The sequence below is a fragment of the [Rhizobium] kunmingense genome, from assembly GCF_977018605.1.
Window position 1 is genome coordinate 84,282 of record NZ_CDRNXG010000003.1, and the last position, 16,639, is coordinate 100,920.

At 57.0% G+C, this 16,639-nt stretch carries 14 protein-coding genes; 3 read left to right on the forward strand and 11 right to left on the reverse strand.

The window, feature by feature from the left end:
• Positions 1–93: 93 nt before the first annotated feature.
• Together AC0JZ4_RS24635 and AC0JZ4_RS24640 are read right to left on the reverse strand one after the other, a co-directional pair.
• Positions 94–1,299 carry an ATP-grasp domain-containing protein gene (locus AC0JZ4_RS24635; RefSeq protein ID WP_471889157.1) on the reverse strand — a complete coding sequence of 402 codons (1,206 nt, stop codon included), beginning with the start codon at positions 1,297–1,299 and terminating at the stop codon, positions 94–96.
• A 30-nt stretch (positions 1,300–1,329) separates the two neighbouring features.
• The gene (locus tag AC0JZ4_RS24640) at positions 1,330–2,097 is read right to left on the reverse strand and encodes a GntR family transcriptional regulator (RefSeq protein ID WP_471889158.1); all 768 of its coding nucleotides are present in this window, start codon (positions 2,095–2,097) and stop codon (positions 1,330–1,332) included.
• Positions 2,098–2,441: 344 nt separating this feature from the next.
• On the opposite strand from AC0JZ4_RS24640, the gene AC0JZ4_RS24645 reads away from it, so the two are divergent.
• On the forward strand, positions 2,442–3,305 hold the full coding sequence (locus AC0JZ4_RS24645; RefSeq protein WP_471889159.1) for a succinate--CoA ligase subunit alpha: 864 nt from the start codon (positions 2,442–2,444) through the stop codon (positions 3,303–3,305).
• Positions 3,306–4,064: 759 nt separating this feature from the next.
• Here AC0JZ4_RS24645 and AC0JZ4_RS24650 read toward each other — a convergent pair.
• The 7 genes from AC0JZ4_RS24650 to AC0JZ4_RS24680 form a co-directional block, all read right to left on the reverse strand.
• Positions 4,065–5,147 (reverse strand): alpha/beta hydrolase, encoded by a 1,083-nt coding sequence (locus AC0JZ4_RS24650; RefSeq protein ID WP_471889160.1) that lies wholly within the window; start codon positions 5,145–5,147, stop codon positions 4,065–4,067.
• A gap of 97 nt (positions 5,148–5,244) precedes the next feature.
• Complete coding sequence (locus tag AC0JZ4_RS24655) at positions 5,245–5,793, reverse strand: (R)-mandelonitrile lyase (protein WP_471889161.1); 549 nt, start codon at positions 5,791–5,793, stop codon at positions 5,245–5,247.
• 64 nt (positions 5,794–5,857) lie between these two features.
• A complete protein-coding gene (locus tag AC0JZ4_RS24660; protein ID WP_471889162.1) occupies positions 5,858–6,628 on the reverse strand; it encodes a carboxymuconolactone decarboxylase family protein in 771 nt (256 codons plus the stop codon).
• Between the two features lie 1,103 nt (positions 6,629–7,731).
• Positions 7,732–8,001 carry a hypothetical protein gene (locus AC0JZ4_RS24665; protein WP_471889163.1) on the reverse strand — a complete coding sequence of 90 codons (270 nt, stop codon included), beginning with the start codon at positions 7,999–8,001 and terminating at the stop codon, positions 7,732–7,734.
• 258 nt (positions 8,002–8,259) lie between these two features.
• Positions 8,260–9,033, reverse strand: a complete 774-nt coding sequence (locus AC0JZ4_RS24670) for an SDR family oxidoreductase (RefSeq protein ID WP_471889164.1) — start codon at positions 9,031–9,033, stop codon at positions 8,260–8,262.
• Positions 9,034–9,072: 39 nt separating this feature from the next.
• Positions 9,073–9,747 carry a nitroreductase gene (locus tag AC0JZ4_RS24675; protein ID WP_471889165.1) on the reverse strand — a complete coding sequence of 225 codons (675 nt, stop codon included), beginning with the start codon at positions 9,745–9,747 and terminating at the stop codon, positions 9,073–9,075.
• A 67-nt stretch (positions 9,748–9,814) separates the two neighbouring features.
• Complete coding sequence (locus tag AC0JZ4_RS24680; RefSeq protein WP_471889166.1) at positions 9,815–10,645, reverse strand: oxidoreductase; 831 nt, start codon at positions 10,643–10,645, stop codon at positions 9,815–9,817.
• Between the two features lie 566 nt (positions 10,646–11,211).
• On the opposite strand from AC0JZ4_RS24680, the gene paoC reads away from it, so the two are divergent.
• Both paoC and AC0JZ4_RS24690 read left to right on the forward strand, forming a co-directional pair.
• Positions 11,212–13,410, forward strand: a complete 2,199-nt coding sequence (gene paoC / locus AC0JZ4_RS24685) for an aldehyde oxidoreductase molybdenum-binding subunit PaoC (protein WP_471889167.1) — start codon at positions 11,212–11,214, stop codon at positions 13,408–13,410.
• A gap of 68 nt (positions 13,411–13,478) precedes the next feature.
• Positions 13,479–13,901, forward strand: coding sequence for a hypothetical protein (locus tag AC0JZ4_RS24690; RefSeq protein WP_471889168.1), 423 nt, complete (start codon positions 13,479–13,481; stop codon positions 13,899–13,901).
• Positions 13,902–14,482: 581 nt separating this feature from the next.
• Here the strand turns inward: AC0JZ4_RS24690 and AC0JZ4_RS24695 are convergent.
• Both AC0JZ4_RS24695 and AC0JZ4_RS24700 read right to left on the reverse strand, forming a co-directional pair.
• Complete coding sequence (locus AC0JZ4_RS24695) at positions 14,483–15,247, reverse strand: response regulator (RefSeq protein WP_471889169.1); 765 nt, start codon at positions 15,245–15,247, stop codon at positions 14,483–14,485.
• A 166-nt stretch (positions 15,248–15,413) separates the two neighbouring features.
• Entirely contained in the window at positions 15,414–16,415 is a 1,002-nt protein-coding gene (locus AC0JZ4_RS24700; RefSeq protein ID WP_471889170.1) for an alpha/beta hydrolase, read from the reverse strand.
• Positions 16,416–16,639: the final 224 nt, after the last annotated feature.

The window sequence follows — 16,639 nt, forward strand, 5'->3', positions numbered from 1 at the left end:
TCGGCGATTTGAATCCCGGACGACTTTCTGCGATGCGATAGTCCTGCTGCCGTGCTCATCCCACCACGCCAGCCTGCTCTCCGCTTGCCATGTCTAGGTGGCGGGAGCAGTTAGCACGGAGCGCAATTCAACCCGGCTCATCCGCTGGCTCGCGCCAGCTCTCAGCGCTTTGGCCTCCGCGGACTTTCCGGCGAGAGTTTCGACAAACTCATGGACTTCGGTCACGACTGGTATTCCCTGCTCGCCCAAAAGCTGCTTGGCTTCCTCGATCGACATTCCGCGCTGGCCCGCACCGCCCGCAGCGATCCCGACGACAGTTGGCTTGGGCAGCGGAGCTTCCGCGATCTTTTTCAGTAGACTACTCACAACGCGAGACAGCGGCTGCGCCGTCTGGAATACATAGACCCCGATCAGATCGACATCGCTTTCCTTGGCGCGTGCCAGAACAAAATCGATCTTCTTCTCGATATTCACGCCTGCCGGTGTGTCGATGAAATTGGCTGCCCTGAGACCGGCTGTGGCCAATTCATCGACGATACCCATTCCTAGTCCGGCACCACCGGTCAGGAGAGCAATGTTGCCTGGGAGCCTGACGAAGGTGACACCCAATATTGACGCCTCGTTTTCTAGAGGATCGACGGAGGGATATCGGACAGGCTGTGGCCGATCCTTGTGCCGAAATGCCGCGCTGTCGTCGAGTTCGATCTTGGCATCAAGCGCGAGAAGCGTATTTTCAACTGTCAGAGCCAGAGGATTTATCTCGACCTGAAGCGCATCTTCCGCGACGAAAACGGCACAAAGTTTCGAGACCAGGCGAGCAAGTGCGCCGACCTGCTGGCTCCCCGCGCCAGCCTGGAGCAGGAATGGGATGAATAGATGAGCGGAGATCGGCTCCAGCGGATCGACATGCAGACGCGCAATTTTTGCCGAGCTCTCGACATCGATGCCGCCCTCGGGAGAAAACATCACGACAAGACGTTGAGCTACGTCGTCGATGCGAACGCAGACATAATATTCCTTCGAGATTTCCGTAACGTCTTCAATCAGGATATCAGCCGCATATCCCTGACTAAGCATGCTTGATCGCAATGTCCCGATAATGGCGGGAGCTTCCGAGGCACCAACCCGACGCACCAGCCCGGCCTTCCCGCGCCCCCCCTCTAGAACTTGGCATTTCAGCACCACGTCCTCATCCGAGTCCAGGCGGATTTCCTCCGATGCGCATAAAAGGCGGCCTCGCGGGACGGCAACGCCGTGCTTGCTCAAAATCCTCTTTCCCTGATATTCCAGCAAACGCATTGTCCTACTCCCTTTGGACGAGTTATAACGCTAATCCTGTTGCCGCCGCCGCCGTGGCGCCGCGGCAACCTTCTCCGAAGTCTCGAAGACGAAGTACTTCCCCAGATACTGCGAGCGGGCCGCGCAGATCAGTTTGCTGCCTGTGGCCTGCCACCATCGCCTCACGGTGATGATTGTCTCTCCCAGCTCGCAACCGAGTGCGCGCGCAATCTCCGAATCGGCATGCGTGACGGAGATCGTCTGTCGCTTTTGGTCGAGCTTTGCCTTGTCCTGGAGACGAAGGAGACTGTCGATCTTGACACGCTGCTCCGCACCCTCGAAAGCGTCAAAGATTGTCGTCGCAACGTAGAAGTCGCTTAAGACATACGGCGTGCCATCGATGCTGTGGATCTTGCGCAGGTGCTGATACGAATCGAAAAGGGTCCCCGACCATTCAAGATCGCCGGGCGGCCTGCGTATCTCGCTGCGGGACAGTAGGTCGATCAACGTCGGAGCACCCTCCGGATCGTTGATGGCAGCGACGAGCTTGGGAAAATCCTCTGCACCCATGGGGCGCGCCGTTACCACGGCCTGACGACCGCGAGAATGCGAAATTAGCCCCTCTTCCGCGAGCACCTGCAGAGCCTGCCGGATCGAATTGCGCGACATGTCAAATTCTTCGCAAAGATCGGACAGCGACGGCAACATTTGCCCGACTATCCATTCATCGCGCCGGATGCGTTCCCGCAGTACCCGCGCAACCTTCATGTAGGCAGCCAGGGACTTCGCGTCGGCGCTCGATATTCTCATGACGTTCATCAAACGCAACCTTTTTGACCGCTGTCCCGCATCGTCGCACTGCCGAGAAGCCTATCTTTGAAAAAACCTCAACTAGTGCTTGGTATAGTACTTGTATCTAGCCAGTCAAGAGGAGTTCAGTAGGCAGCCTTTTGCGGAAATCGTGCGTCCTACCCGTAAACAACTGATATTAGGCGTGTTTTCTGCCTTTAGTTTTGAATCGCTACCTAGTCTGAATATGAACCGCTCAATCATCATATACCATATTAGGTACTTGTTGCTTGCGCTTTGTTATGACATAGGGAATTGTGTGGCAGCCGAATGGCAGGTGAAATGCAGCCGCGAATCTCGCTGAGGAGCTTGTAATGGCAATTCTGATCGACAAAGAAACGCGTGTTCTCGTTCAAGGTGGAACCGGCGCCTATGGAGCAGCACAGGTGGAGTGGATGCGCGCATCCGGAACCAATGTCGTGGCGCATGTTTCACCGGGACGAGGTGGAACCGAGCTCGACGGGGTACCCGTCTTCGACCTGGTAGCGGACGCCGTCGAAGCGACAGGGGTAAATGCTGGCATCATCTATGTTCCAGCCAGTGGCGTGCGCGACGCAATCATAGAACATGCCGACGCGGGAATCGCTGTTGCGGTCGTTGCAGCTGAGCTTGTACCGGCCCATGACGCCCTGGTGGCTTCCAATTACGCGCGAAAACGCGGCACCTGGATCGTCGGACCGAACACCGTCGGCGTCTCAAGCCCGGGTAAATGCGTGATAGGATCGATACCGGCCGAATTTACCAGACAAGGCAATATCGGCGTCATTTCCCGTAGCGGGACCATGGGCCTAATGGTGTCGCGGATTCTGACCAACAACAGCTGTGGGCAAAGCACTATCGCGTGCATCGGAGGTGACGCGGTATCCACGCGCTTGCCAAACGAATATCTCGACCTTTTCATGGAGGATGACGATACAGAAATGATCCTTTACGTCGGTGAAATCGGCGGATTGAAAGAATATGAGATGCTTGAAACGATATCGGCGGCGCGTAAACCCGTTGCGGCGATGATCGTTGGTCACGGCGCCCCGCCCGGCAAGCGTATGGGCCATGCCGGTGCCCTGATTGGAGAGGATAGGGAAACCGCGATTGCCAAGCGCGAAGCCCTTGGCTCCGCCGGCGCGCAGGTTATCGAAAGCTTTGGCCACCTGAACTCCTGGGCGAAATCACTCGCATAGCGAACGCGCCTTAAGTTGCGCAAGTCCAAGAGTGTGAGCACAGATGATAATGGCTGGAGGGGCGCAAGGGCGCCCTGACTGTTTCATCGAGCCGCTACGACGCACCTTACTGCAAGTCCCGCAATATCGTCCGTTCCAATTCCGATGGCGGGAAAGAGAAGATAGGACGGCGAGATAGGGTTGAATTTCTCGACGGCAATACGAGAAACGCGCCGCGTAAATCGACGACATCGAGCAAAGTGTCAATGAAAGTGACAGCCGAATGGACGGTCACGCTGCGACATCCCTATCTCTTTAAGACATCAGGCATGGGACGAGAAACTCAATGCAGAGGATCCCATCTCCGTTGTCCGAGATCTGCTGCTGGGTAGCATTCATGCACGCACTCACCGATCAGCCACACAGCCATTTTTTGGATTCCCCTCTTAAGACGCTCCTCACATCCGTTCGCTCAACGTGGCATAAGGCAAGACATCGCCTCGACCATACATTCGTGCGCCTCGGTGGCTCGCTCGCAGCATGCGCTTTCGTCTCGATCCCTGCTCTATGAACGAACTGAACTGATCTCCTCCCAGCGGCTTTCATCACCCGGTGTGCAATGCTCCGGTGCGACGACCCATCCAACTGCCATGACACAGACAAGAATCGTAAGGACAAAAATCTGGAAAGACGAGAAAGACATTGTCAGTTACCTCCTACAAGATCCGCAGTGTCAGAATGCGGCGCAGACGAACCCGGCTCCGGGGGGCGCCTTACAAATCATCGGTCCAGGTTCTTCGTCCCGAGAAACTTCGAAACCTGATCCGCGATCTCGATATTGTTCAGGTCCGAAAAGGGGAAATGGGTATTTCCTCGGATGCCGATTTCGGGAAGGTGCACGAGCTCGGCATCACCGCCATGCCTGTTCACCGCTGCGACCCAGAGCTTTGCCATTGCGAGACGGACACGCCAGTTGTCCTTGCCGCGTTCGGCTGTCGCCTCTAACGGAAAATTATCGCCATAATAGATGATGATAGGAACCCGCGTGAGTTTCTCGAAATCCGCGACGGGTATGGCTTCAGCAGCCAGAGGACCGGCAGCGCTCGGCATCACAGGCGGAACCTCGCGTTCCGGGAACAGGAAGCCGCTTCCGGGTTCGAACGCAACGATGCCCTTGACGTTCTCGCTTTTGATCGCGGTGAGCCAGCCGGGGCCGCCGCCCTGCGAATGCGTGAACAAAATGGAAGGACCGATCCTGTCCAGCAGAGCCGCCATCGACGCCGAAATCACGCCGGCGTTATAGGGGCCGGTGTTCGGGGTAAACGAACGAACGAATTGGTCGAGCGTTGTCGGATCGCGATCGAACTGGACGTTCTCATTGTAGTTTGGCCAGGTGCCAATACGGAACTGATCAAAGAAGAGCTGATCGTTCGGTGTCGGCTCGATCGTGGCTGCAACAGTGCTATTGCCGGCGCGGCCGCGACGCGGCTGATCGACAAGATAGGTGGAAAAGCCGCGCCTAAGGAAGATGGTCTGGAAGCCTTCCCTACCGTCCGGCGTCGTCTCCCAGCTGCGCGAGGACTGGAACGCCCCATGAAGCATCACGATAGGCGTCGGCTTCGGATTTTCGGGGATCTGATAGAAGGTGTAGAGATGATCCCCGTGAAGCGTTTGCCCTGAGGGGGTCGGGGCGTTGTTGTCGTACTTGCCAGGATTGGACAGCACGGTTCCGCCCGCGGCAAAGCTTCCCTGCTCACGGATGACAAGCGGGCCGGGTTGGGATGTATCCTCTGCGAGGGCAGCGCCGGATACAAGCTGAGAAAACAGCAGGCAAAGAGCGAGATGCGGGTAGCGTGTCGTCATGATTTCACTTTCAAGACATGTTTCGCGAGAACAAGGCGAACGGCGAAGTCGGTTTGGTGACGGCCAGAGTAATGCCGACCGAAGACCTTCGTGTGGGTCACTGCGGGCCTTTGGAGTACTCTTCGTCGGTCACTCGTTCGAGCCATTCGACGCTTTGTCCGTCCACGGTCTCTAATGCCGTGACATGGCTCATGGAAGTGGTGGACGTCGCGCCATGCCAGTGTTTCTGACCCGGCCCTATCCATGAAACATCGCCTGCACAGATTTTTTCGATGACGCCACCTTCAGCCTGGGTCCATCCGCAGCCTTTGGTCACGATTAGCGTCTGGCCCATCGGGTGTCGGTGCCAGTTGGTTCTCGCTCCGGTGTCAAAAGTGACCGTGGAGCCCCGAAGACGCGAACCTCCGGTCCCACGGTAAGCCGAGGCGGTTCTGACATTCCCGGTGAAATTCTCCGCAGGGGCGACATTGATCGGGGGAGACCCCTTGCGCACGACAGTCGTTTCAGCCTGAGCGGACCATGCAAGCGAACCGAGGCATGATGCGGCGACAATCATACGAAGTCTCAGGGATTTTAGGTTCTTCCGCGAAACGCCATGATTCACTTGTCTCTCCTGACGATATGAGTGGTGTCGTCTGCATGCCATTCGTGATTAGATCGAAGGTCATAACTTGCAGACGACAGGCATGGCTGTCTGGCCACCGACAGCATCAGTCCGCCAGGGTTTGTGACACAACGGCGAGCGCTTTCGTCGCCTTGCCCCAGCCGGCGTAGAAAGCAAGCTGCGTCAGCGCCTCGGCGATTTCCTCTTTCTTGAGCCCGGCCTTGACACCGAGGTGAAGGTAGGGCGGCAAGAGATCGCTATCCCCTGTACTTGCAAGTGCGGCAATCGTGACAAGACTGCGGTCCCGGACAGTCAGGTCGGATCGATGCCACAGATCGCCGAAAACGATGCGGTTCGACAGGTCGGCAAAGTTCGGCGCAATTTCCTCCAGCCGGGCCGGCACCGCATCGCTACCCGTCGAAGCCTGCGGCAACGCCTCCAGAGGAGCTTGAATGCTGGCGAAGTCGACATTACGTTCGGTGAACACGCTATCGTAAACCTCGAGCACTGATACGGCAGACGGCCAACCTGTGTAGAGGGCGAGATGCGTGACCACGCCCGACGCTTCCACAGGGGTAACGCCGTTCGTCAAGGCACGCCCCAGATGCCCGCGCAGCTGCCCGACCTTGTTGGTCGCGATCAGTACAGATATGACAGTCAGGCTGCGGTCCCGAGGAGAGAGACCGGCACCCGTCCAAACCTCGCCGAACAGAACGTCATTCGTATATTTCGCCAAACCCGGAGCAATTTTTTGCTGCAGCCGCTCCGATGCGCCGGGCTGACGTGTCGACGGTACTGCGGGCGTCGCCGATTGCTGGGCTTGAGCATATCCTGCACCGGCTAAGGACAGCATAACAGCAAGAGTGGTGAGCTTCATTGGGGTTTCCTATCCGTAGTAATTGCGCCAAATCCTATCTTTTCCGTCTTTACTCACGAGCTACCGCAGACAGCCTTTCACGGCGCCGAAGTAGGACGTCCGAGGCGCCGGGCACCTCAAGCACGATTGCTTCAGACCTTTGGGGGAAACTCTCAGGGCCGTGCTCATAACAGCCTCAAGTGTCACGCTATCCTCCAACGCCAACCTGCAAGACACGGGTAGGGCCTGATGACCGTGCGCCTCGGATCCATCATATCCGACCTTTGTCGCGAAGGTTTCTCTCCGGCAGGCTAGTTTGTCGCAGAAATGTACTTATTGTCGCTCGGATGAGACAGGCACCCCGCATTCGAATGAAGCAGCGATGCGCGTTTTGAGCGGATGGTTTTCGCTTGCCGCCAGCCGTGACGGTGTTAGCTACCATGCAGGTCCTAACGACGGTTGCGGCATCCAGCTATCGATGCCCTGCTTCACCATTTAGCTGCTGCCACGCACACCAAGCTAGGAGGTCTGTATGATCCTGGCATTGCTTCCGGCAGCATTGCTCCTCCAGACGCTGTAATCGTCATGGCGATTTTGCTATCTTGGCCCAGAGGGCCAGTCGGGATCGCTAGATTGTCCCGAGTATGATCAGAGGGCGAACCTTCGCCTGATTGCAGATCTGTGCGTCGGTATCGGCCATGCTCAGTCACTGCCTTGGCTGCTGCGCGACACGACCGCGGATGCCCCATCCGCATCCTCGATAACCGCTTCCATCGGGAGATGCCCTGTTTAAGAGTCCCATCAGAACCACGCGCTCAGGATACGATACCAGTTGAGAACCCGCCCCGATAGTCGGATTGGAGGTTTGAATAGATGCCGTCAGGTTGGCGATCGACTGGTTCGAGACTTCGCCGAGTGCATCCACCGGAACTTGTGCCGGGAAACGGCGCTCCGCGCCATCGGACCGAAGCGGGAATTCGCAAGGCACCGATCCGATCGCCAAATCGCCGCTGGGCGCGTGTTCCCCCGGAATGTCTCCGGCAATGGCGCGGTTGCGAAGTGGTGATCGAAAGCCTGATCGACCTCTGCCGACCTAGTCGAGAACGTGGCTGCCTAGCCCGTCGTCAGCCTTCATTTCTATCGACAACCGAGCGGCGCTTGCTTCTTCGACGTGAATACCAATCGTCAAGCTCCGAACGTAGCACCTGCGGATGGCGCTCTTCCAGGAAGAGGCCCCGGTTCATGAGCATGGATGCCGCCTCGCAAGCAATCGGGTGATCGATGGCGAGACCTCGGTCACGGCAGAAATCATCAAGTATGCGTCGAATGGCAAGAAGGCCTCCCTCCGTCCGTAGGATCGCGGGGCTAACGTCCATCTCGATATTGATACTCATCGTTTTATTCATCGCACTAATCGCACTATCGGCAAATGCCTGTGAGGTCCGTGAAGCTTGAAACATTTATTGCCCACCAGTCGAAGCCGAAGGGTCAGTCTTGACTCTACCAGTCATCGTTCGCAGAAGTTTGCCCGATATGTCCGAATCTGTAACCTCGTCAGACATACCCGGAGAAAAACTGGGATGGCACGAAATGGAAGATCTTCCCGGCCGATCACCAACGCACGTTTCGGCCTGCCAACCGCAACGACGAACTCACCGTGCGGCAAATGCAGACAAGCTCTTGCAAAGCGTCGCGCGAACATCCTCCGGCTCCCTGTCGAGCACCATGTTGTCGGCGTCGTGAACACCGTCAATAACGCCATGTGGATCCCCGTCGATGGCGGCAAACAACCGATCGAAGTCGACCGGCGCCGGTCCATGTTGCGCAACGAGTTCGAATGTTCGTCGAACGGCTGACGACGAGGTCAGACTTCTGACCAGAACCCGGGCAACCTGCAGCCGGGAAATCACTCCGTCCTTCGGCGTCCCGGATTGCCGTCTGTCACCCTGCAGAAAAAGCGGGCTTTGCTGCTCGCGGTCGTTGTAATCGAACCAGCCGGGCCGCACGATCGTGTAGGAATTGCCGCTCGCGCGGACCAGCCGTTCGGCACGCCGTTTCCAGTCATGCGCCCCTTTGCGGTCGGTCACAGCGATCGCCGTCATCAGCGCGATCCGAACTTTCGTTTCGCCGAGCGCCGTAAGGATGTTCAGCACCCCGCCGTAATCCGTCGTCTCGGCATCCCGGATGCTGCCATAGGTGCCATGCGTAAAGACAATGGCGTCAATGCCCGTGACCGCTTCGATCAGCGAATGCGGCCGCGTCAGATCGCCCGCGATCACGTCGAGACCATCGCGAGGGCGCAACCGTTCTGGCCGGCGGGTGAGCGCACGAACCCGGTGCCCCTGCGCGATCACCTCGTCGACCACAAACTGCCCGATACTTCCGGTGGCTCCCACGGCAAGCACCGTCATTGTTGAAACGCTCATGGCAACCTTGCCCTCCTCACGTCCTCATCCTGAAGTCGGTTATGCATGCCAGACCACAGCCTGCTCAACCGGAGCGCGGCCTTCCCTGTAGGCAAAGGCGGGATGGGTACGGTTCGCTTCGCCAAAAGAGATGCCGAAAAGAAGCTTCATGTCCGCGGATACGCCGAGTGCGTTGCGAACCGTGTCCGGATTGTAGCTGAGCGCCGCCTGCGGAATGCCGGCATATCCGCGTGCCGCAAGAGACAGCAGGAATGTCTGGGCATACATGCCAACATCCGATGCCACCCTCACATTGTCCCCGACCGTCGGCATGAAGAGGAATGCGACATGCGGCGCACCGAAGAACCTCACATTGCGCTCAACGATCTGCGCCCTTGTCAGCTTGTCCTCACGGGCAACGCCAAGCGCCTCGTAGTAAGCCTCACCCTGATCTCGTGCGCGGCCGAGGTAAGGCTCCGGGTAATCGCCCTTGTCGAAGGTGAAGTCCGGCCGTTCATGCCTCGATCGCAAGGCGGCCAGCAAGGATCCACTCAGAGACACCAGCGACGTTCCCGACACGACATGCACCTTCCAGGGCTGCGTATTGCAGTTGGAGGGCGCGTGCTGTGCATCCGAAAGGATATCCTGCAGCGCATCGTGCGGGATGGGCGTCGGCAGGAACGCCCGCACCGAATGACGCGCTCGGACCAGTGCATCAAATGAAAATTTGTTCACCGTCACACTGTCTCCCTCCTGCCACTACCCGCGAATCTAGGTGCTGATACCACCCGGCCAATCGCGATCACTCGGCGAAATCCGTACTCCGGCTGATACTTTCCCAGGCAAGGATTTCCTCCCGCTGTCTTTCGAGTTCCTCGCCGACGATCCTCACCGCATCGCTTCCAAGCAGCAGCTTGGTCGGAAAGGCGGAACCTGAAGCAACCTCCATCATGACCTCCGCCGCCCGATCCGGATCACCGCTCTGGGTGCCGTGCGACTTGTCGTTTTCCTTGCGGCGCGTGCCGGAAGTTTCGGCGTAGTCGGAGATGTTGGCCTTGGCCTGTTGAAGCGAGCGACCGGAAAAGTCCGTCCTGAAGGGGCCCGGATCAATTGCGGCCACCCTGATCCCGAGCGGAGCCACCTCCTTGCGCAAGGCATCCGACATGCCCTCGATCGCAAATTTGCTGGCGGCGTAATAGCCGGACCCCGCAGCGGCCAGACGTCCGGCTATCGAAGAGACGTTGAAGATCACACCGTTGCGCTTCGCGCGCATGCCGGGAAGAACCGCTTTGATCATGGCAACCGCGCCGAAGAAATTAGTGGCGAAGAGCTGAGCGACCTCGCTTTCATCGCCTTCCTCGACGGCTGCGCGGTAACCATATCCGGCATTGTTGACCAGGACATCGACAGATCCGAACCTGCGCTCACAAAGGGCCACCGCTTGCTGGATTTGATCTTGATCGGTGACATCGAGCGCCACGGCGACTGCCGTACCTGGATAGGAGTGCACCAGATCGCGAATTGTTTCCACGTTCCGGGCCGTCGCGACAACATTGTGGCCAGCCTCAACAACTTTTTTGGCCAGGCTTCGGCCAAGACCCGTCGAGCATCCCGTTATCAACCAAGTCGCCATGTCTTTTCTCCTTATGGATCGTAAAATAACAACCGTTGCCTCGCGGACGCGTGTCGCCGTTTGCTCCAGTCTACTATCCTCAAAATATAAGTCCGGTGGATTGCATGATTAGGCTCCATAATCAGCATGGGGCAATAAGCAGAACTAATGAATGCATGTGTGAATTCGGGTGGTATGACTGGCAGGCTTACGAGCTTCTGGCGCGATATACGGCCGAGACATTGCGGTAAAATCCAACTCACTCTTTTTTGATTAATTAGCACCGCTTATGAGGGTATCCCGAAGGATGCTACTAATCCCCTGCGTGGGGCTCTCTAGGTTCTAAGAAAAGCCGATTTGGTCAACAATCTGGACGCAACTGTATTATCGAACCTTAGGAACTGGAGACACCCATCCGCAATCTAATGAAGTGGAAGGCCACAGAACCTATTGGAATGGGAGGCGTTGCCCCAAGATACTGATCCCCTCAGGGGCAGAAGCGGCGTCAAAATTGGAACGAATTCAAGGGCTTGATGGTGTGGCATAAAAGCCGCCACCTCCCTAACCAACACCAAAGGATTGAACCGATGAGATTCGATACACCGGCCACCACCAATCCAATTGACCGCATGACGGTTGTCGGCCAGCCGCTCGACCGTATCGACGGGCCGCTCAAGGTGGCTGGTACCGCGACCTACGCCTACGAGTGGCACGATCCGGCCCTCGACATCGCCTATGGCTATATCGTCGGATCCTCGATTGCCAAAGGTCGTATTTCCGCGATTGACCTCAGCGCAGCACATGCGGCACCCGGTGTGATCGCCATCGTGACCGCGGAGAACGCCGGAAAGCTAGGCAAGGGACAATTCCTGGCTGCAAGGCCTCTCGCGGGAGCGGAAGTCGAGCATTACCATCAGGCAGTCGCGGTGGTAGTCGCCGATACATTCGAGCGGGCCCGAGCGGCCGCCAATCTCGTGCGGGTCGAGTATGTCGCAGCAGATGGATCCTTCGATCTGAACGATGCGAAGAGCGCTGCACGGGAACTGGGCAAACAGAACGCCGATACCCTGGTCGGCGATTTCGACCGCGCCTTCTCGACGGCACCGGTTCAGTTGGAGGAAACCTACACGACCCCCGACCAGAGCCATGCGATGATGGAGCCACATGCCACGCTGGCCCTGTGGGAGGGAGACAGGCTTTCCTTGTGGTCGTCGCAGCAAATGATCAATTGGGGCGTGCGCGACCTTGCCCTTATCTTCGATATGCCGGAAGAGAATTTCCGTCTGGTATCGCCTTATATCGGCGGCGGTTTTGGCGGTAAGGCGACAGTGGGAGCAGATGCCGTTCTTGCCGCACTCGGCGCGCGCGCAGCCGGACGCCCAGTGAAGGTTGCCCAGACGCGAACGCTGATGTTCAACAACACGACGCACCGTGCAGCAACCATTCAGCGTATTCGCCTCGGCGCGGATAGAACTGGTAAGCTCACGGCCATTTCGCATGAGAGCTGGTCGGGGAATCTTGCGGGCGGGACTTTGGAAACGGCTGTCATTCCGACGCGCTTTCTTTATGCCGGCGAACACCGTCATACGGCAATGCGTCTGGCCGCCCTTGACTTGCCGGAAGCGAACGCGATGCGCGCGCCCGGAGAAGCCTCGGGTATGATGGCACTTGAAATTGCCATGGACGAGATGGCTGAGCGGCTCGGCATGGACCCGGTAAAGTTTCGCATCCTGAATGACACACAGGTCGATCCGGAAAACCCTGAGCGTCCGTTTTCCGCCCGCAATTTCGTTGAATGTCTAAGGGTGGGAGCGGACCGATTCGGCTGGCGGGACCGGGTTGCGACACCGCGACGCGTCAGGGATGGAAGAACATTGATCGGGATGGGAGTAGCATCCGCGATCCGTGCAAACCGGACGCGCGACTCTGGCGCGCGTATCAGGCTCGGCGTCGATGGCGTACTCACTGTCGAGACGGACATGACCGATATCGGGACTGGAACCTATACGATCATCGCCCAGACGGCAGCCGAGATGATGGGGCTACCGATGGCAATGGTCGCGGTTTCGCTTGGCGATTCCCGTTTTCCCAGAGCCTCGGGGTCGGCCGGGCAGCGTGGAGCGAATTCGTCGACATCGGGTGTCTACGCCGCCTGTATCAAGCTACGAGAAGCGATTGCGGCCAAGCTTGGACTGAATTCGACAGATTCGGAGTTCGTTGATGGCCATGTACGCTCCGGCGACCGCCGCATTTCCTTAATTGAGGCGGCACGGGATGGAGATATCGTCGTAGAGGAGACCATGGAATGGGGAGAGCTCGCAACGAAATATGAGCAGCAGACCTTCGGAGCACAATTCGTCGAGGTTGCGGTCGATACGGATACGGCAGAGATCCGTATTAGGCGTATGCTTGCCGTGTGCGATGCCGGTCGGATTCTCAATCCGAAAACAGCGCGAAGCCAAGTTATCGGAGCCATGACTATGGGGGTGGGTGCAGCGCTGATGGAAGAGCTTGCGGTGGACAAACGCCGCGGCTTTTTTGTCAACCACGATCTCGCCGGTTACGAGGTGCCCGTGCATGCAGATATACCGCATCAGGAGGTTATCTTCCTCGACCAGTTGGATCCGATGTCGTCGCCCATGAAAGCCAAGGGCGTGAGTGAACTCGGCCACACGGGGGTGGCGGCCGCAATCGCCAACGCCGTCTACAACGCGACCGGGGTCCGCGTGCGCAATTATCCGCTGACCGTCGACAAGATCCTGGCACACATGCCTCGAGATGTTTGACATTTGCCGATGACCACGAAGATGCGACCGCAATGGTCGCCAGCTAAATCTTAGAATGGAAAAGCCTGATGAGTTTGAAAAGACGCACCCGACTTGTAAGACACTTCGCAGCAGCCACGATTATGGCGGCCATACTCGCTTCCCAACTGGATGCCAATGCTCAAGCTCAAACAAGCGCATCGTCCCAGCGTAATCGATACGCGGATGGGCATTACACCGCGACTGGCCAGTATGGCGGCGGCCCATCCTACGTCACGGTTACAATCAATTTGAAGAGAGACACCGTTACCGCTGTCCGGGTCAAGCCGCATGCAACTGTCCCGCGGTCACTTGAGTTGCAGCGTCGTTTCGCCGCCGCTGTACCGGCCGTCGTCGTCGGACGGCGCCTCGATGAAGTCAACGTAGGCAAATTGGCTGGTTCTAGCCACACACCAGATGGGTTCAATGCAGCTATCCAGCAGATTCGGGAACAGGCACGCACGCGTCGATGACGACTAGCAGCCGAGGTTTCAGCTTGTCAGGATGACCAGGTTCCGACCACCCTCCCCTGTTAGCTAGGCAACTTTTTCCACGGCGAACGCCGATCTCGTCCGCTGCCTTCCCAAGCACTATGGAATATCACCAGGAGCTCCTGGCGTCATAGCTTGTAAGACCCCAGTCAATCGCCTGCGGCGGAGAATGGTCGTGAATTTGATGCTCGTCTTCTTTTCATTAGCCATAAGAAGTGTCAGCAATGAACAAATCTCAAGGCAGATTACAAGTGCGAGGCTGTGCGCCAGATCACAAGGCGATGTTTTGCCATAAGAGGTTTCGTTACGGCTCGAGTTAAGGCAGCATGTTTTCCAGCGGAGCGGGGAAGGCCATTTTTGAGACAAACGCCAGGCGGTTAAGAAATCCGGCGGATGAAATAAGGGGCTGATCGCTTTGCAGTGGTGATCACCTAAAGAGACAAATTTGGACTTTAGTTTGCCTTCGCGCAGCATTAATCTGGCTAGGTGAGCGCTGGATTATCTGCTCTGGCCGTAACTATATTTCTCATGTGCATCGCGGTCCATGCGGCGTCCATCGTGCATCAGATATCACGCGTGACATCGGCCGTAAGCGAGTACCCGCCTCCGCGCACTGTCATTATCAACTCCGGCCTAGCCGGGTTCCGCTCGATTTTGCGGCGTAGCCTGCTGATCTGGTTGTCGATGGCACGATCGAAGGCATGGGCTTCACGCCCACTTGTTAACTCCAGCAATTGGTCCCTGGAAAGAACGATGCGAGGTCGTTCCAATAGCGCGATAAGGAGCTGAAAATCCGCCGATGTCAACGCCACCTCCAGATTCGAATTATTCCTAAGAGAGCGGCGGTCCACGTCTAGGATCCAGGCACCAAACCGAAATCGCTTGCCCACAACCGGATCCGAGACAGTGGAACGGGAAGCCTTTCCTCTACGAAGGATCGCCTTTATCCTAGCAAGCACTTCGCGCGGGTTGAACGGTTTGCTAACATAATCATCTGCTCCGATCTCAATGCCGACAATTCGGTCAAGCTCATCACTCGATGCGCTGAGAAACATTACGGGAATTTTGCTTTTTGCGCGCAGGCGATGGCAAATTGCCAAGCCATTTTCTCCCGGCATTTGCACGTCAAGCAGAACCATGTCGAATGTTTCTCTTGCCATCGCTTTGTCCATGCCGCGGCCACCCTCGACAGCGACGGCACTAAATCCATTCCTCTCAAGATAATGCTTCAGTTCAACGCGAATGTCGGCATTGTCATCGACGATTAGAATTTTGAATGGAGACGACATCGTTTCCCGATTTTCGACCCGGCCATCGGAAACACCCATCCACGACGCCAAGCAATGCAGGTTGCTTTATGAATCAGTCTGCTGGGTGAAGAACACTGCAGCTAGAAGCACAGACCACGCTCTGAAAGTCGGATATAATATTGGGAGCGTCCGTCACGATCCGGGCGACCGGAATAGTGCACACGTAAACACACTCCCATCAGCCCTAATTCTTGCGTGATTTGGTCCAAAAATTTGTAGCTTCCTTAAGCCAGCCCTCAGCGCTCGTACCTACGCCAGTTCCAAAACCGTGGCCAACAGCGGGGAAATTTCTATACTCTACTGGTGTTCCTTGTTGTCGGAGCTCGCTTATTCTGCTCTCCATCGAATACGGCGGGGCAATTCCGTCGTTTTCGCCCACGACAGCAAATGTCGGTGGTTCAGAGTCTGAACGATCGGTGTGAGCGGTATAAGCCATGACCACGGTTGCCGGCTTTGGGAGGTCGCTTCCACCGAAAGCAGCTACCCCATGAGACCCGATCGACGCAGCGATACGAGCGCCGGCGGAGCTGCCCCACAGCGAATATCCCGCGATATCGACCTGCAGCATTTGACGGTTCTCGAAGATGAACGAGAGCGCTGCAGCGAGATCTTCGTTGGGAATGGTGCGACCCTGGCCGGCGCGATATCGCAGCACGAAGACGTTGTATCCTTGTGCGTTGATTTCCAAGGCATACGGAAATCCTTCGTGAACGGAGCCGACATAGGCGAAGCCTCCCCCTGGCACGACGACAGCGAAGGGCGCGCCAGGGTTCCCACGAAAGAAAAACAGGCCCGTTTCGGCTTTGCCAGGTTGATCCCGCTTTTCGGTTTCTGAGTAGAAATCGTAGAAAACTCTGTCACCAGCCGCAATATCGTCAACCATGCGATTGAGGCCGCTTAGCACTGACTCCGTGTCAACATTGCTGTGGTATGGAAGTAAGGCCCCGATGTCCGCTAGTGTCATTGTCTCGTCGTAGCGGCGTCCATCCCAAGGAAGGATCTGTGAAGCAAACCCAGTAAAGCTTGGATGTCGAAGGAGATCGCCAACTGTGCTGCGAGCAGAAAGATGCTCATTTTCTCGAGGCATTCGCTTCTCAATCACGAGTTGTGACGCTTGGCCATGAGCCATTGCTGGGTAAAGCCAAAGAGGCAGTGTAGCCACAAAGATGCTTCTAAGTATTCTCATCAAAGGATTTTTCCTTGCCCGCATCGTTTTGCGTCGAAAGCGATTCCGTCGAGGAGCTTGGCGATGCCAAGCCCGATCCGAAAGTGGCGACCCACACCGTGTTGCGAACAATTACCTCGGAGAGTCATCAGAATCGTGCCGCAAATGTAGGGGAATGTAAAAAAGTGTAATCGAAGTCTGGCGGCCGGCTATTTATGTTGTGTTATCCGTTGTTTTACAATCAA

Excerpts from the sequence above, each read along its gene's own strand:
- AC0JZ4_RS24635 (WP_471889157.1), bottom strand. The coding sequence starts at position 1,299 with ATGCGTTTGCTGGAATATCAGGGAAAGAGGATTTTGAGCAAGCACGGC.
- AC0JZ4_RS24640 (WP_471889158.1), bottom strand. The coding sequence starts at position 2,097 with ATGAACGTCATGAGAATATCGAGCGCCGACGCGAAGTCCCTGGCTGCC.
- AC0JZ4_RS24645 (WP_471889159.1), top strand. The coding sequence starts at position 2,442 with ATGGCAATTCTGATCGACAAAGAAACGCGTGTTCTCGTTCAAGGTGGA.
- AC0JZ4_RS24650 (WP_471889160.1), bottom strand. The coding sequence starts at position 5,147 with ATGACGACACGCTACCCGCATCTCGCTCTTTGCCTGCTGTTTTCTCAG.
- AC0JZ4_RS24655 (WP_471889161.1), bottom strand. The coding sequence starts at position 5,793 with ATGGCATGCAGACGACACCACTCATATCGTCAGGAGAGACAAGTGAAT.
- AC0JZ4_RS24660 (WP_471889162.1), bottom strand. The coding sequence starts at position 6,628 with ATGAAGCTCACCACTCTTGCTGTTATGCTGTCCTTAGCCGGTGCAGGA.
- AC0JZ4_RS24665 (WP_471889163.1), bottom strand. The coding sequence starts at position 8,001 with ATGAGTATCAATATCGAGATGGACGTTAGCCCCGCGATCCTACGGACG.
- AC0JZ4_RS24670 (WP_471889164.1), bottom strand. The coding sequence starts at position 9,033 with ATGAGCGTTTCAACAATGACGGTGCTTGCCGTGGGAGCCACCGGAAGT.
- AC0JZ4_RS24680 (WP_471889166.1), bottom strand. The coding sequence starts at position 10,645 with ATGGCGACTTGGTTGATAACGGGATGCTCGACGGGTCTTGGCCGAAGC.
- paoC (WP_471889167.1), top strand. The coding sequence starts at position 11,212 with ATGAGATTCGATACACCGGCCACCACCAATCCAATTGACCGCATGACG.
- AC0JZ4_RS24690 (WP_471889168.1), top strand. The coding sequence starts at position 13,479 with ATGAGTTTGAAAAGACGCACCCGACTTGTAAGACACTTCGCAGCAGCC.
- AC0JZ4_RS24695 (WP_471889169.1), bottom strand. The coding sequence starts at position 15,247 with ATGGGTGTTTCCGATGGCCGGGTCGAAAATCGGGAAACGATGTCGTCT.
- AC0JZ4_RS24700 (WP_471889170.1), bottom strand. The coding sequence starts at position 16,415 with ATGAGAATACTTAGAAGCATCTTTGTGGCTACACTGCCTCTTTGGCTT.